Raw genomic sequence first — 14834 nt, forward strand, 5'->3', positions numbered from 1 at the left:
GCGGTAGGGGCTTTTTTTATGCATTACACTTTAAAAATACCTTAGATAAAAAATGGCGATAGAAATGTTCTATCGGCCATTAGTCATTAACGATGAGCTAAATTATTTTAGAGAAGCGTGCACGATTGCGGTCAGTTTGTAAGTATTTATCAAACAACATGGCAATGGCTCGTACAAAGAACCAGCCTGTGTCGGTGACCTGTAAGCCACTAACATCAAGTTCTAACATGCCTATCGCTTGCTGTTCTTTTAATAACTCGAGTTCTTTTTCGAAGTAAGTTTTAAAGTCAATCACGTAGGCAAGTTCTATCGACTCATATTGCAATGCGCCTTGGCACATAATCGCCATAATCACCGCACGGCGTATTAAATCGTCTCTTGATAGCGCTAAGCCACGCACTACGGGGAAGCGACCTTGATTGAGATAGTCATAATACTCTTCAATTGTTTTAGCATTCTGGCTATAGGTTGCACCTACACGTCCAATGGCTGAAACGCCCAAGCTGATTAAGTCACAATCTGGCTGCGTACTGTAACCTTGAAAGTTTCGATGCAGTCTACCTTGTCGTTTTGCGATGGCTAAATCATCGTCTGGTAAAGCAAAGTGATCCATGCCAACATACACATAACCAGCCTCGTTAAATGCTTTTAAGGCATTTGATAGCATGCTGATTTTATCTTGTGCTGCGGGTAACTCATACTCGCTGATTCGACGTTGTGGCTTGAATCTCTCGGGTAAATGCGCATAGCCGTAAAGCGAAATCCTATTGGGTCTGAGCTCTACAATTTGGTTTAAAGTGCGAGTAAATGACTCGGACGTTTGCATCGGTAGTCCGTAGATTAAATCTACATTGATAGACTTAAATTGTAGCCTACGCGCGGCCTCAACTAAAGAAAACACTTGTTCAGCTGGTTGAATGCGATGCACGGCTTTTTGTACTTCTGGGTCAAAATCTTGTACACCAAAACTTAGGCGGTTAAAGCCTAATTCGGCTAAATGCTTCAAACGTTGTTCATTCACCGTGCGTGGGTCAACTTCAATTGAATATTCACCATTTGGCGCAAACACAAAGTTGCGCTTTAGCATATTCATCAATTCAGTTAACTCTTCATCTGAGAAAAAAGTGGGTGTGCCACCACCCAAATGTAATTGTGAAATGGTATTTGCTGAACCCTTTGCACTACCCAAATGCTCCATATGCAAATCAATTTCGCGATTTAGATAACGTAAATATTCTGCACTACGCTCATGGTGCTTAGTCACAATCTTATTACATGCACAAAAGAAGCAAAGTGATTCACAAAATGGAATGTGTACATAAACTGATAAGGGTAACGCAGAGCTTGCAACACGCCTTTGCTCTAAGGCTAACTTGTAGGCATCTTCAGTAAAAGCCTCTACAAATCTATCCGCTGTAGGGTAGGACGTGTAGCGAGGGCCAGAAACATCGTATTTCTGCAGCATATCCATTGATACACCTGGCATGATATAGCCGCTATTTGTTGCTGAGGCAATATTAATCATATTCTCAACAGGTTTCATTGAAATGTTATTAGCACGCATAAATCCACTCCTACAATTTAGTTCAGGATAAGACTATGCCAGCTTTGTCAGAATCACTCCTTGATGCAAATCAAACGATAATGCGTGAATTTTGCTTAACTTGCTTAACGTAGAAATCTTGGCATATTGATGAGATATAATTTATCTTAAGTTATCCCTAGTAACTGAATGGGATTAGCGCTATGCTTACTTAGCCATCTTAAGTTATATCAAAATATGAATCTTGCCACTCCCCCAGTCATTACTCCAGAATCTGTAAAAGTAGCCTGCTCAAATTGCAACTTGCGTGAGCTTTGTATGCCTGCTGGGTTTAATGCCAATGATATGAAGAAGTTAGATGAAATAGTGGCTACGCGTCGCCGAGTTAAGCAGGGTGATATGCTATTTAGCAACGGTGATGCATTCACCTCACTTTATGCGATTAGAACAGGTTTTTTCAAAACTTGTATTTCAACTGAAGACGGCCGTGAACAAGTGACAGGTTTTCAAATGGCAGGCGAAATTATCGGTTTAGATGGCATTGTTACAGACCACCATAGCTGTAACGCTGTGGCCTTAGAAGACGCAGAAGTCTGTGTGATGCCTTTTGCCAACGTGGAAGACTTATCCCGTGAATTCCCTTTATTACAGCGTCATGTTCATAAAATTATGAGTCGCGAAATTGTGCGTGAAAATAGCGTGATGATGTTGCTAGGTAATATGCGAGCGGAAGAGCGCTTAGCGGCTTTTTTACTGAATTTGACTCAGCGGTTACATGCACGCGGGTTTTCGCAGACTGAATTGACGCTTAGAATGTCGCGAGAAGAAATAGGCAGTTATCTTGGCATGAAGCTAGAAACAGTGAGCCGCGCTTTTTCTAAATTTAGTGATGACGGTATCATCGAAGTAAAGCAGCGTTATGTCCGTATTTTAAATACTGATGCGCTCAAGAAAATATTCAATCCAGAAACTTGTAATTAAAATCAACTTGCTTTTAGCGTTATCAATATGGATAAACGCTAAATTCCAAACTCTAGAATGACTTTACAGCACACACTAACTGTTTTCGACCATAACCGTGATGTTAGCGGCATGAAATACGTTTATCCAGTAGTTTCTCGGCGGGCTGGTGGCGTTTCAATTGGCATTAATCTTAATGTTAATAATGCTTGTAACTGGCGCTGTGCCTATTGCCAGGTGCCCAATCTTACGCGTGGTACGCCACCGCCAATCGAATTGCTTCTACTAGAAAAAGAACTTAGATCTTTTTTGACCTATGCGCTGCATGGCGACTTTATGGAACGCTATGTTGCTGAAGGTGATAGACATCTGAAAGACATTGCTTTTTCAGGCAATGGCGAGCCTACCAGCACGAAAGAGTTTCCCGAAGCAGTGTCTTTGGTGGAGAAAGTGCTAATAGAGTTTAATTTGTTGGGTGCTATTAGCAATACCAAACAAGTCAATCCTATCAAATTGAGATTGATTACTAATGGTAGTTTGATGGATAAGCAAACTGTCCTTGATAGCGTGAGCCACCTAGCCAAGTGTAATGGTGAAGTTTGGTTTAAGCTTGATGCAGGTACTAAAGAGGGCATTGCCCGAATTAATGACGTGAATTTGAGTCCAGAAAGCCATATTCAGCGCCTAAGAAAATGTGCGGCAGCTTGCCCAACTTTTATACAAACTTGCATGTTTGGATTAGACGGTGAACCGCCACAAGAGGCCGATATTTTGGCCTATTTAGCGCTCATTAGCCAAGTTAAGGATGTCGTTCAAGGTGTCCATCTTTATGGACTCGCGCGCCCGTCCTATCAGGCTGAAGCGGCAAGATTAAGTCGACTGCCAGAAGAGTGGTTAGACGGCATTGCGCAACGAATACGCCTGCTAAGTCTTGCCGTATATGTTAGCCCATAACCAGTGCGCGTCTGCTAGAAAACAGCCATCACCCATTGAATGACCTTAGGCTGTTACCTAAACGTAACGCACTCACCCTTAGTTGGCATTCTGGCGGACTGTTACTACTATAAACTTAGGAATAAGCTGGTTACTGACTTTCTATTGGCTTAATGCCTGTTGCTGCATGGTTACGCGCTTGCATGGCTGGCGCCATGCCATCATGTTCTGCGCTGAGTGTTTTGTTGATTTCCATCCCTTTGCGATAGTAGTCATCAATCACAGCATCAGGTCGTGTAATGGCGAGATATAAAGTAATGAAAGAGGCGATCACAACAACTAAAGGGCCTCCAATCACTAGCCAAACATAGCCATAGCGCCACCAAGGTTTTGTATCCAGTTTTTCCATCATATATCCTTATCTATTTAATTTATTCACTAAGTTTTTAACTTTTTTTTAACTTGGTTTTTAATTTAGGTTTCTTACCTAGGTACTAAGAAGACAGACTTTTCAGTGACAATTTCTTTACTTTCAATGGCTTCAATTACAAATTGAATTTTATGTGAGCCAGATTCGGCAGTGCCATCAGGCATTTTTAAAGCAACGATTACCCAGCGCGACTCTGTAGGTTTAACGATAAATGTGTGATCATTTTCATTGATCTGCTTACTGTCTTCAGCCGATTCAGACTCTTTGCTATACGTTTTATTTTTGTCGCCTTGAGTTTCTTTAGTATCTTTTGCATCTATTTCAAGACCTTTTAAGCCTGTGGCACTGATACGATAGTGCTGAGTTTCTTCCGTACCGTTCATAATTTGCATACGATACACATTCTCTAGCATACCGTCATCACTTAAACGTCCCAACACAGCGTTGTCACGCATGACATCAACTCTGAAAGGTGTTCTGAACCACAAGCTTGCTAATAAGCCAGCAACGAGCAGCAGTAGCACTGCAGAGTAAATAAGTACGCGTGGACGTAATATCCGCTTAAACATTTGTTGGTGAGACCAATTATTTGTCAGTGCATTTTGTGTGGAGTATTTAACTAAGCCGCGCTCATAGCCCATTTTGTCCATCACCGTCTCGCATACATCAGCACATGCACCACAGCCAATACATTCGTATTGCAATCCATCGCGAATATCAATACCAGTAGGACAAACTTGAACGCAAAGGCTGCAATCTATACAAGAACCCATTACTTTTGTATTCACCTCAGCCTTCCGTGAGCGCCCACCGCGTGGCTCGCCACGTGCTTCATCATAGGTCACAATGAGAGTATCGTCATCGAACATGGCACTTTGAAAGCGTGCGTAGGGGCACATATATTTGCATACTTGTTCGCGCATGAACCCAGCGTTACCATAAGTAGCAAAACCGTAAAAGCCAACCCAGAACATTTCCCATGGGCCTAAACTCATGTTTACAACAGCATGTGCAAGCTCACGAATTGGTGTGAAGTATCCTACGAAGGTAAAACCAGTCCATAATGCAAATGCAATCCAAACAAAATGCTTAGCCACTTTTCTGCTGATTTTTTTCGAAGACATCCCAGCTGCATCGAGTTTCATACGTGCCGCACGGTCACCTTCAATTTTCTTTTCTATCCACAGGAATATTTCGGTATAGACAGTTTGAGGGCAAGCATAGCCGCACCATAAGCGACCAGCAATCGCGGTAAAAAGGAATAAAGAGAGCGCTGAAATGATTAGGATTGCAGTGAGGTAAATCAAATCTTGCGGATACAAGACTAGTTTGAAAATATAAAAGCGCTTAGCTTCAAGATCAAACAGCAGGGCTTGGCGATGACCCCATTCTAACCAAGGTACACCGTAAAAAAAGAGCTGGGTCAACCAAATCATCACCCAGCGCCATTGTGTGAAGAAACCTGAAACGCTACGAGGGTAGATTTTTTCCGCCGATTCGTACAGAGAAATGACCACCTCATTTAAGGGAATCGTGACTTCTGCTTTTTTGACGCTTGGTGCTTTACTCATGCATCCAACTTTCTAAAACTCGCTTAAATTGCTTTTTTCTTATTACACGGCATTAAAGTAGGTACTTTAATGCCGTTTGCTACTATGCTTTCGTATTACCAAGCTTGCGAACAGCTAAGCTTATTTATTGTTTGAGAAGCCCCAAACGTAAGCTGCCAACACATGAATCTGAGCTGGCGTGAACTTTTCTTTCCACGCTGGCATTTGATTGACTTTACCTTCATTGATACGTTTGATAATGGCCGCCTCACCTGCACCGTGCAACCAAATATTGTCAGTTAAGTTAGCCGAACCAATGTCCATATTGCCTTTACCTTCAGGACCATGGCAGGCTGCACAAACTGCAAACTTTTCTTTACCTAAACCAGCGCGACCTGAGTCGTAAATACTGCCAGATAGACTTAGCACATAGTTAGCAACGTTTTTAACGTCTTCTGGTGTACCTACCGCTGCTGCCATAGGAGGCATCATACCAATGCGACCACCAACAATAGTTTCTTCAATCTTAGCTGGGCTACCACCGTGTAACCAGTCCTTGTCGGTAAGATTAGGGAAACCACGACTTCCTTTAGCATCTGAACCATGACACTGAGCACAGTTATTCATAAATATGCGCTCGCCAATGGCTCTAGCTTCAGGGTTCTTTGCAAGATCTTCAGTTTTCATCACAGCAAATTTTGCGTACATTGGCTCTAGCGCTTTATTTGCTGCCGCTACTTCTTGATCGTATTGTTTAGTTGCTGTCCAGCCCAATTTACCAGCAAAACTTCCTAAGCCAGGATAAGCTGCAAGATAAAATAATGCAAAGATTATGGTAAGAATAAACATCCCAACCCACCAGCGCGGTAATGGGTTGTTCATTTCACGGAGGTCTTCATCCCAAACATGATCACTGGTGTTATCAACACCAGAAGTTACTACTTTAACTCTACTTGCCACTACTATCATGAATGCGCAAAAGGCTATACCGCCTAGCACAATCACTGTAATGAAGATTGGCCAAAAGCCACTAGTAAAATCACTCATTTTATTTTCCTTTATTCTTCAGTGTATGAAGTTTTCTTAACTTTAATCTTCGTTAAAAGGCAGGTTAGCGCCTTCTTTAAAGTCTGAAGTATTTCGATTTCGCCAAACCCAGATTAGGATGCCAACAAACACAATAAAACTTATGATTGTCACTGCAATGCGAAGTGTATTCATATCCATTTTGGGTTTTTCCTTATATTCAGGTTACTTCAATATATTTAGCTTATTTTAAGTGAATACCTAAAACTTGCAGATATGCAATCAAAGCATCTTGTTCAGTTTTGCCTTTGACATCTTCTACAGCAGTCGCAATTTCAGCATCTGTATAAGGCACGCCAACGGTGCGAAGCGCGCGCATATGTGCTGGCATAACATCTGCATCAACTGGCGTTTTTTCTAACCAAGGGTACGCAGGCATAATCGACTCAGGCACAAGGTCGCGTGGGTTGTTCAAATGAATACGTTGCCAATCATCACTATACTTACCACCAACACGTGCTAAGTCTGGGCCTGTACGTTTACTACCCCATTGGAAAGGGTGGTCATACACTGATTCACCTGCCACTGAATAGTGGCCATAACGCAATGTTTCAGCACGGAAAGGACGAATCATTTGTGAGTGGCAGTTATAGCAGCCCTCACGTTGATAAATGTCACGTCCAGCTAATTGCAGTGCAGTATATGGCTTTAGACCAGTGATAGGCTCTGTTGTTGATTTTTGAAAGAATAACGGAACGATTTCCACTAAACCGCCAAACGCAACGGTGAGCAAAATCAACACAATCATCAGAAAGTTACTGGTCTCAATTTTTTCGTGGCTGAAGCCACTTTTTGTTTCACTGTTTTTATTTAAGTCTGACATCATTTTTCCTTAAGCGTGAGCAGTAACAGCTGGAATATTGACAACAGCAGCTTTGCCATTGCTTGCCGTTTTAAGTGTATTCCACAACATAATCGTCATGCCGCTAAGGTAAAGTAAACCGCCTAGCGCACGAATGATGTAGTACGGATGTTTTGCTTTTACGCTTTCCACGAATGTATATGTCAATGTGCCATCCGTGTTAATAGCGCGCCACATTAGGCCTTCCATCACGCCAGAAATCCACAGTGATGAAATATAAAGCACGATGCCGATAGTAGCTAACCAGAAGTGGAGCTCAATCGCTTTGATACTGTACATTTGCTTTTGACCATATAGGCGCGGAATCATGTAATAAAGTGCACCCATAGAGACTAAGCCAACCCAACCTAAAGCACCTGAGTGAACGTGACCAATAGTCCAGTCTGTATAGTGAGAGAGGGAGTTAACGGTTTTAATCGCCATCATTGGACCTTCAAAGGTACTCATACCGTAGAAAGATAATGAAACAATTAAGAAACGCAAGATAGGATCTGTACGTAATTTATGCCATGCGCCAGACATTGTCATCATGCCATTAATCATACCGCCCCAGCTTGGTGCTAATAAAATCAACGAGAAGGCCATGCCGACAGATTGAGTCCAGTCAGGTAAAGCTGTGTAATGCAAGTGGTGAGGACCCGCCCACATGTAAGTGAAAATTAAAGCCCAGAAATGCACGATAGACAAACTGTATGAGTAAACCGGACGACCCGCTTGTTTAGGCACAAAATAATACATGATGCCTAAGAAACCTGCTGTCAGGAAAAAGCCAACCGCATTATGACCGTACCACCATTGCACCATCGCATCTTGCACACCAGCATATGCGGAGTAAGACTTCATAAAGCCCGCAGGAATCGCCGCACTGTTTACAATATGCAATAAAGCAACAGTTAAAATAAATGCACCAAAGAACCAGTTGGCTACGTAAATATGTTTTACTTTACGTTGACCAATCGTACCAAAGAACACAATGGCATAGGACACCCAAACGATAGCAATTAAAATATCAATAGGCCATTCTAATTCGGCGTACTCTTTAGATTGTGTGTAACCTAAAGGCAGTGAAATAGCTGCAGATATAATCACTAACTGCCAGCCCCAGAAAACAAAGCTCGCCAGCTTAGGCATAAATAACTTAGTTTGACAGGTACGCTGAACTACATAAAAAGAGGTGGCCATCAATGTGCAACCCCCAAACGCGAAAATAACCGCGTTGGTATGAAGTGGACGCAAACGCCCAAAACTGGTCCAAGGTAAGCCTAGATTAAGTTCTGGCCAGACAAGTTGTGAGGCGATAATCACGCCCATTAACATGCCAAACACGCCCCAAACTACGGCCATGATTGAAAATTGCCGTATGACACCATCTTCATACGTAATTGCTTGAGTTTTAAGGTCTTGCATTTGTTTCCCCTATAGCACTTATTGATAATTCTTTGTGAGTTTCACACGTGACATTCTGTCGCACATTGACATAAATCCAATTGATTTATGTCAATTAGATAGAAATTGAGTTTAGTTTCTAAAAGGTCGATATTCTAGCGCTGTTAGAGGTTCTTAGCTAGAATTAGTTGCTTGATAACGTAGAAGATTTTTGAATTTAAGCTCAATTAAATATGTTACAAATAGATACAATTTTCGCTGTTAAGTTTCAGTACTTTTTTAAATAAATTTAATTCTTTTAAAACATCTAAAAACTGACGGTTTGTCTTGATGTTGTTTAAGAATTGCTACGATATGTACTTGATTTAGATACAACCATTTGTTAACTCATATTCTGCAGATTAATAAAATCTAATGGATGGTCATATTAATCTGTTAAGTGATAGCGGCTTAACTTATACCAAAGTGAACGTTCGCTAATTTCCAGCAGTTTTGCCGCCCGACTTTTGTTGCCATTCACTTGTGTCAGCGCCTCTGAAATCAATTTCATCTCGATAGCTAGCACCGCGTCAGGTAGTGAGAGTGATTGCCTTGAGTTTGGATTGTCATTTGTATTTGTTAATAACGAAGCAGCAGGGGCAGTTTTCTTAACAATATCTACAGGTAAATTTTCTGCCCTAATTAATTGGCCGCCGCAAACGATAGCCGCACGTTCTAGCACATTTTCTAGTTCACGAATATTTCCTGGCCAAGCATAGTTTTCTAGAAGGCTGGCAGCATTGTCATCAATGCGAATACCGCGTTTTTTTAGAAAATGTGCTGTCAAAATTTTGATGTCGATTAATCGATCGCGCAAAGGGGGTAAGTCAATACGGAATACATTCAGGCGATAATATAAATCCTCACGTAACTTACCTTCTTTTATCGCCTGCATGGGGTCGCGATTAGTTGCGGCCACTACCCGAATGTCTACATTCAATTGCCGATTGCTCCCTAAGCGCTCAATGCTACCTTCTTGTAGGGCACGTAGCAGCTTGGCCTGCAGAGCAATTGGCATTTCAGTCACTTCATCTAGAAATAAAGTGCCGCCATCAGCCAGTTCAAACTTACCTATGCGCTCTTTAACTGCGCCAGTAAAGGCACCACGCTCATGGCCAAATAATTCAGACTCGAGCATTTCAGAGGGAATCGCCGCACAATTGACTGCAACAAAGAGTGCATTCTTTCTTGGGGATTGTTGATGAATGGCTCGCGCTACAAGTTCTTTGCCTGTTCCTGTTTCACCTGTAATCAGTACGGTAGCTTTTTCTGCAGCTACTTGGGAAATAGCCTGATGCACTATGCGAATAGCTGGACTTTCGCCAATTAAACTTTTGCCTATTTGCCCAGCTTCGCCGCGCAAAAACTGATTTTCAACTTTTAATCGAGTGACAGAAAGTGCTCGGCTAATGGCAATTTCAAGAGTTTCCAAATCAAATGGCCGTAAGATGTAGTCTGAAGCGCCTAATTTCATGGCTTGCACTGCTGAAGAGATTTCACCTTGAGCCGTGACGATAATCACTGGGATTTCGATATTTTCAGCACGTAGAGCTTCTAGTAGTTTTAAGCCATCCATCACAGGCATGTGCAAATCGCTAACGACTAAGTCGATATTATCATTTCGCAAAATCGTCAGTGCTTCTTTACCATTTTCTGCGACTACTGGCTGATAGCCAGTTTGGCGCAAGCTAATTTCTAGCAGACGTCGCATATGGGGCTCGTCGTCAACAGCGAGAATACGTTTTTGCTGATTCATTTTTTGATGCGTTCCATAAAATATTCTGTTTTATGCAGCCATGTCGACAGGTAGTTGTAGCCGAAATTCGGCACCGCCTAAGCTACTTTGATGCACACTAATATTGCCATGATTTGCCATTACAATCTGTTTTACAATTGCTAATCCCAAGCCAATGCCGCCTCTGCGTTTACTGAAGAAGGGCTCAAATACTTGGTTGCGATGCTCCACTGGAATGCCTAGACCATTATCGGAAACGGTAATTAATACTTGGTCAATTGAGGGTGTTACTTTTAATATTATTTTGCCATTATCTTGCAATACTTGAATTGCATTGAGTAATAAGTTTAATAAAACCTGTGTGATTTGTTCTGCATCACACAGGGCTATAGATTTTTCATTCGCCTCGCAGATCAGTTCTATTTTCTTATTCTGAGCCTGCATACGCAACATTGCAACGCACTGCTGCGCTAGCCCGGTAATATCTGTATGTTTAAAATCAGGCAATCTCGGCCTTGCTGAGTCAATCAATGCTGATACTAGTTTATTTAAACGCTCAGTTTCGCTAATAATAAATCCACAAACTTCACGGCCTTCTTCACTAATATTAGGCTCACGTAATAAGACTTGTGCTGATGAGCGCAAAATGCCCAAAGGGGTGCGTACTTCGTGACTCATGGCGGCTGCCATTTCACCGACTACTGCTAGTTTCGCGGCTCGTGTCAGATTTTCTTTAGAGCGCTCAAGGTCGTTAATCATTTTACTAAAGGCATTTGAAAGCGCTGTGATTTCTAAGGGTTCAACAAGGTAACTTGTGCTTGGAGGCAATGCATTACTTGGTTCACGAATAAAGTTATTGGCAAACGCCGTGAGTTTAACGAGTGGTTGAGTTAATGCTGTAGCGACTGGGAACGCAATTAAGCTAGCTAGAATAATGGTGGCAATCAATAAGCCAATAAAAATATAAGCCATATGTTGGATAGGCGCTAATGCGTCTAAACGATATTCTGCAATCACAACGTGCCACTTGAAGCCGTTATAACCTTGATAGCCTTTGGATTTAGACGAGGTAGATAATTTTTCTTGAGTTTGAACATCTGACCAACGTGCGGTCATCGATATTACTTTGTTATTACCATCAAAAAGTGCTGCACCGCTTCTTCCTGAAACAGCGCCTTCTAAAATGTTGGTGATTTGATTCCAGTTAAAAACAGTGACCAAAGTGCCAAGTTTATTGCCGTCAAAAGCATCTTTAACATCGGTTGAGATGTTGAGTTGCTCCTGCATAATAGGCGCAATACTTATGTTATTACCCTGAATTTTGGTGCTTAACCAATCGCCAAATTGTGCGCGATGTTGACCAATTGATTCGGCGTTGCTCGATGCAATTACAATGCCTTTGTTATCTACAACATACAGTTCATTATAAATATCGTGGTAACTGTATTTTAAATCACTTAAAAACTTGGATAGACGCTTATCAATGTCACCAATTCGAACATCTTGCATAATTTCCAGCTGGCCCCAAGACGCAGTATTATGCAAACGTTCAAACATAATGCGGTCAATTTCATCTACAGTAGCGTTTGCTCGGGTTTGGGTATCATGTTTAATTTCGGACTTTAACGCACCGCGAGCCTCAAAAAAAGCCATGCCAGTGACCAGCATGGTTGGCAGCAAAGCAACTAGCAAAAATGCGCTAAGTAGAATAAAGCGTATAGGCAGGGCTTTTTTAAGCATCTGATTTAGTGCGAGAATGAAAGCATGATAGGTTGTAATAAATTAAGCAAAGCAATTTATACCAAATGAGTTTAGCGAATTGGAATGATATACCGTTGCTAGTTTATCAACGTAGTAGTTTTTAGTGATGGAGAAATTATGCATGGTTTGATGATGCCTAGAGCTATTTTAATAAGACCACTACTATTTTTTATAGGCGTGACGATTGTCATGTCTTTGCAAACCGCTTTTGCTGCGGACGCAGATAAAGCGTCACCATGGGAAAATTTTAGTTTAGGTGGTTATTCTAATGCCGAAATGAATGTGCATCCTGGTGGGAAAGTAGAAGGGGCTATTAATGAAATTGGTATCATACTCAGCTGGGAAAATAATAGCCGCTTTCACTTTTTGACTGAACTCGACATAGATAGACCTATTAGCTTTAACAAAGATGACACTTCAATTGGCAAAGACAGTTACTTAGATTTAGAGCGCTTCTACTTTGATTATAATTTATCCGAAAAATTGAATGTACGCGCAGGTCGTTTTTTAACTCCAGCTGGACGTTGGAATCTAGTGCATGCTGAGCCTTTGGTTTGGACAACGACTCGTCCATTAGTCACAAGCCGCCTATTTCCTACAGCAATCAATGGTTTGATGTTTTATGGTGCCACTCCGCTAGCAGATAATGCTTTTGAATACAGTTTTTATGCGGAAGCCTTAAAAGATCAAATTGTGAATCGTGAAGAAATTCCATTTGAAGATACCAAAGGGGCGCGTTTTACGCTTTCTGGCAACGTCAATTGGGGACTTTCTTTATTGGAGTTTCGCGAGAATATTCCTAATAGTCCTGAATTTCATATGGTGGGGTTGGATTTTTTAGTACAGCGCCAAGGCTGGGAGTTTAGTGGTGAGGCTTTTCAGCGTTATTACAATAATTACACCAATGGCGGCAGCGGTGCTTATCTGCAGGGGGTTGCGCCGCTTGGCAACCAATGGTTTGCAGTCGCGCGGATAGAGAATTACAAGCGCCCTGAAGAAGGCTCTACTGCACGTTGGCTGATAGGTTCTGCATGGCGTATGACCCCCAGCAAAATATTTAAAATTGAGTATGTAGGTGGCGATGAAGAAAGTACCGAATCGCCCAAAGGCTTACTCGCTTCATTTTCAATTTTGTATTAGTGCGCCAGTTTCAAATGCATAAATTTAAATTGTTGATGATGTCTATCATTGTGCTGTTATTAAGCTTCGTTCAAGAGGCTGGCGCAGAGGTGCTTGCTGTGATTGTGCCACGTAATCACAGTATTCATCAGGTAGATGCTAACGAACTTTCTCTCATGTTTTGGCGAAAGAAGTTGTATTGGGCTGATGGAAAACGTATTCAAACTTTGAATTATTCTGCCACCAACCCACTTAGGCTGCAGTTTTCACTATCAATCTTAAAAAGTGCGCCAGAAACTCAAACTGATTATTGGAATGGGCTGTATTTCCACGGTATTTCACCGCCGCATGTCGTGAGCTCGCAAGAAGCAATGCTCAGATATGTCGCAGATACACCTGGGGCGATAGGCTACATCGACGCTTGTAAATTAGATGACAGGGTTAAACCATTAGTTTGGATTAATGCAGATCGTAATGTTTTATCTACAGCACCAGAGCTTAATTGTGCTGATAGGTCTGCGAGTGCTGTTCAGTAAGCCATCAAAAATAAATATAAATCCTACGAAAATTGCAGGGAATATCAGTTAATAGTCTGCAAGTCTGCAAAAATTGTGGTTTCTAAAATCTACCACAACCATCAAAATTAAAACCCATAATAGTCGTAATTCTATGATTATTAACGATTTAAATTTAAAATATATAGTAAATACCTGACTTGGCACAACGCTTGCGTATATAAAAACATTCTTACAGGAGTGTTATATGCAATTTGCGCAACAATTAGCGACTGCTGATATTCAACAGTTAGAAATAGAAGCAACTTCAACACAAAGCAAAAGCGCAGCAATTCATCTGCATGGGGCGCAGTCTGTCATTACCGCTATTTCAGGGCCATGCGCGGCTGATAGGAAAGAGCTGGAGAGCTTTGTTCGTGCAATTTATCGACGTGCGCATAGTGCAGAAGTCAGTCACTTTATGCCTCAATTAATGAGCGTTCGTGATACTGGCGGTAAATTACTTGCAGTTTGCGGGTTGCGGCATGCCAACCAAGAGAGTTTGTTTTTAGAAACTTATTTTGACTCACCAATCGAAGCGCTACTGTCAGAGCATTATCAAACGCCAATCTCACGCGAGGCTATTTTAGAAGTTGGAAATCTAGCCGTTGCTGATCCAATTAATGTGCGCAGTTTACTCGCTAGCATCAGCCTGTATTTGCATAGCACACATTCCGAATGGGCGGTTTTTACAGGAATCTCAGTATTACGTAACTCTTTAACTAAGTTGAATATGTCTTTACAGTTTTTGGGCGAAGCAAGTATTGACCGTATTCCAGAGCATGAACGTGCTGCTTGGGGCACTTATTACAATGAACGTCCGCAAGTGATGGCGATTCGTCGCACGCAACCAACTGCGCAGTAGGATTTAATATC

The 14834-nt window shown here is 41.7% G+C and carries 14 protein-coding genes; 5 read left to right on the forward strand and 9 right to left on the reverse strand.

Translation table 11 applies throughout. The features are described from left to right. Window positions 1-97: 97 nt before the first annotated feature. A complete protein-coding gene (gene hemN, locus PSU78_RS02270; protein ID WP_300383873.1) occupies window positions 98-1525 on the reverse strand; it encodes an oxygen-independent coproporphyrinogen III oxidase in 1428 nt (475 codons plus the stop codon). Between the two features lie 255 nt (window positions 1526-1780). Here hemN and fnr point away from each other — a divergent pair, with 255 nt between their 5' ends. Both fnr and PSU78_RS02280 read left to right on the forward strand, forming a co-directional pair. Then, window positions 1781-2524 (forward strand): fumarate/nitrate reduction transcriptional regulator Fnr, encoded by a 744-nt coding sequence (gene fnr, locus PSU78_RS02275; protein WP_300383594.1) that lies wholly within the window; start codon window positions 1781-1783, stop codon window positions 2522-2524. A 57-nt stretch (window positions 2525-2581) separates the two neighbouring features. After that, the gene (locus PSU78_RS02280) at window positions 2582-3457 is read left to right on the forward strand and encodes a radical SAM protein (protein ID WP_300383597.1); all 876 of its coding nucleotides are present in this window, start codon (window positions 2582-2584) and stop codon (window positions 3455-3457) included. Between the two features lie 130 nt (window positions 3458-3587). On the opposite strand, the gene PSU78_RS02285 is transcribed toward PSU78_RS02280, so the two are convergent. The 8 genes from PSU78_RS02285 to PSU78_RS02320 form a co-directional block, all read right to left on the reverse strand. Then, the gene (locus PSU78_RS02285; protein WP_300383600.1) at window positions 3588-3845 is read right to left on the reverse strand and encodes a FixH family protein; all 258 of its coding nucleotides are present in this window, start codon (window positions 3843-3845) and stop codon (window positions 3588-3590) included. 74 nt (window positions 3846-3919) lie between these two features. After that, complete coding sequence (gene ccoG, locus PSU78_RS02290) at window positions 3920-5437, reverse strand: cytochrome c oxidase accessory protein CcoG (RefSeq protein WP_300383603.1); 1518 nt, start codon at window positions 5435-5437, stop codon at window positions 3920-3922. 120 nt (window positions 5438-5557) lie between these two features. Continuing rightward, window positions 5558-6463, reverse strand: coding sequence for a cytochrome-c oxidase, cbb3-type subunit III (gene ccoP / locus PSU78_RS02295; RefSeq protein WP_300383606.1), 906 nt, complete (start codon window positions 6461-6463; stop codon window positions 5558-5560). Between the two features lie 42 nt (window positions 6464-6505). Continuing rightward, window positions 6506-6643, reverse strand: coding sequence for a cbb3-type cytochrome c oxidase subunit 3 (locus PSU78_RS02300; RefSeq protein WP_300383609.1), 138 nt, complete (start codon window positions 6641-6643; stop codon window positions 6506-6508). A gap of 43 nt (window positions 6644-6686) precedes the next feature. Further along, a complete protein-coding gene (gene ccoO / locus PSU78_RS02305) occupies window positions 6687-7325 on the reverse strand; it encodes a cytochrome-c oxidase, cbb3-type subunit II (RefSeq protein ID WP_300383611.1) in 639 nt (212 codons plus the stop codon). A gap of 9 nt (window positions 7326-7334) precedes the next feature. Beyond that, on the reverse strand, window positions 7335-8771 hold the full coding sequence (gene ccoN, locus PSU78_RS02310) for a cytochrome-c oxidase, cbb3-type subunit I (RefSeq protein ID WP_300383614.1): 1437 nt from the start codon (window positions 8769-8771) through the stop codon (window positions 7335-7337). A gap of 406 nt (window positions 8772-9177) precedes the next feature. Next, the gene (locus PSU78_RS02315; protein ID WP_300383616.1) at window positions 9178-10545 is read right to left on the reverse strand and encodes a sigma-54 dependent transcriptional regulator; all 1368 of its coding nucleotides are present in this window, start codon (window positions 10543-10545) and stop codon (window positions 9178-9180) included. 30 nt (window positions 10546-10575) lie between these two features. Further along, window positions 10576-12264 (reverse strand): sensor histidine kinase, encoded by a 1689-nt coding sequence (locus tag PSU78_RS02320; RefSeq protein WP_300383619.1) that lies wholly within the window; start codon window positions 12262-12264, stop codon window positions 10576-10578. Between the two features lie 210 nt (window positions 12265-12474). Between PSU78_RS02320 and PSU78_RS02325 the strand changes: the two genes are divergently transcribed. From PSU78_RS02325 to PSU78_RS02335, 3 genes are all read left to right on the forward strand, one after another. Then, entirely contained in the window at window positions 12475-13425 is a 951-nt protein-coding gene (locus PSU78_RS02325; RefSeq protein WP_300383622.1) for a hypothetical protein, read from the forward strand. 14 nt (window positions 13426-13439) lie between these two features. Further along, entirely contained in the window at window positions 13440-13940 is a 501-nt protein-coding gene (locus PSU78_RS02330; protein ID WP_300383625.1) for a hypothetical protein, read from the forward strand. Window positions 13941-14166: 226 nt separating this feature from the next. Further along, window positions 14167-14823 carry a thermostable hemolysin gene (locus PSU78_RS02335; protein ID WP_300383628.1) on the forward strand — a complete coding sequence of 219 codons (657 nt, stop codon included), beginning with the start codon at window positions 14167-14169 and terminating at the stop codon, window positions 14821-14823. Window positions 14824-14834: the final 11 nt, after the last annotated feature.

It is taken from the genome of Methylotenera sp., from assembly GCF_029945705.1.
Classification (GTDB): domain Bacteria; phylum Pseudomonadota; class Gammaproteobacteria; order Burkholderiales; family Methylophilaceae; genus Methylotenera.

What these genes read in the sequence shown, in the direction of transcription:
- PSU78_RS02300 (WP_300383609.1), bottom strand. Translation starts at nt 6,643, where the DNA reads ATGGATATGAATACACTTCGCATTGCAGTGACAATCATAAGTTTTATT.
- PSU78_RS02280 (WP_300383597.1), top strand. Translation starts at nt 2,582, where the DNA reads ATGACTTTACAGCACACACTAACTGTTTTCGACCATAACCGTGATGTT.
- ccoN (WP_300383614.1), bottom strand. Translation starts at nt 8,771, where the DNA reads ATGCAAGACCTTAAAACTCAAGCAATTACGTATGAAGATGGTGTCATA.
- hemN (WP_300383873.1), bottom strand. Translation starts at nt 1,525, where the DNA reads ATGATTAATATTGCCTCAGCAACAAATAGCGGCTATATCATGCCAGGT.
- ccoP (WP_300383606.1), bottom strand. Translation starts at nt 6,463, where the DNA reads ATGAGTGATTTTACTAGTGGCTTTTGGCCAATCTTCATTACAGTGATT.
- PSU78_RS02320 (WP_300383619.1), bottom strand. Translation starts at nt 12,264, where the DNA reads ATGCTTAAAAAAGCCCTGCCTATACGCTTTATTCTACTTAGCGCATTT.
- PSU78_RS02315 (WP_300383616.1), bottom strand. Translation starts at nt 10,545, where the DNA reads ATGAATCAGCAAAAACGTATTCTCGCTGTTGACGACGAGCCCCATATG.
- PSU78_RS02335 (WP_300383628.1), top strand. Translation starts at nt 14,167, where the DNA reads ATGCAATTTGCGCAACAATTAGCGACTGCTGATATTCAACAGTTAGAA.
- PSU78_RS02285 (WP_300383600.1), bottom strand. Translation starts at nt 3,845, where the DNA reads ATGGAAAAACTGGATACAAAACCTTGGTGGCGCTATGGCTATGTTTGG.
- PSU78_RS02325 (WP_300383622.1), top strand. Translation starts at nt 12,475, where the DNA reads ATGTCTTTGCAAACCGCTTTTGCTGCGGACGCAGATAAAGCGTCACCA.
- ccoG (WP_300383603.1), bottom strand. Translation starts at nt 5,437, where the DNA reads ATGAGTAAAGCACCAAGCGTCAAAAAAGCAGAAGTCACGATTCCCTTA.
- ccoO (WP_300383611.1), bottom strand. Translation starts at nt 7,325, where the DNA reads ATGTCAGACTTAAATAAAAACAGTGAAACAAAAAGTGGCTTCAGCCAC.
- PSU78_RS02330 (WP_300383625.1), top strand. Translation starts at nt 13,440, where the DNA reads ATGCATAAATTTAAATTGTTGATGATGTCTATCATTGTGCTGTTATTA.
- fnr (WP_300383594.1), top strand. Translation starts at nt 1,781, where the DNA reads ATGAATCTTGCCACTCCCCCAGTCATTACTCCAGAATCTGTAAAAGTA.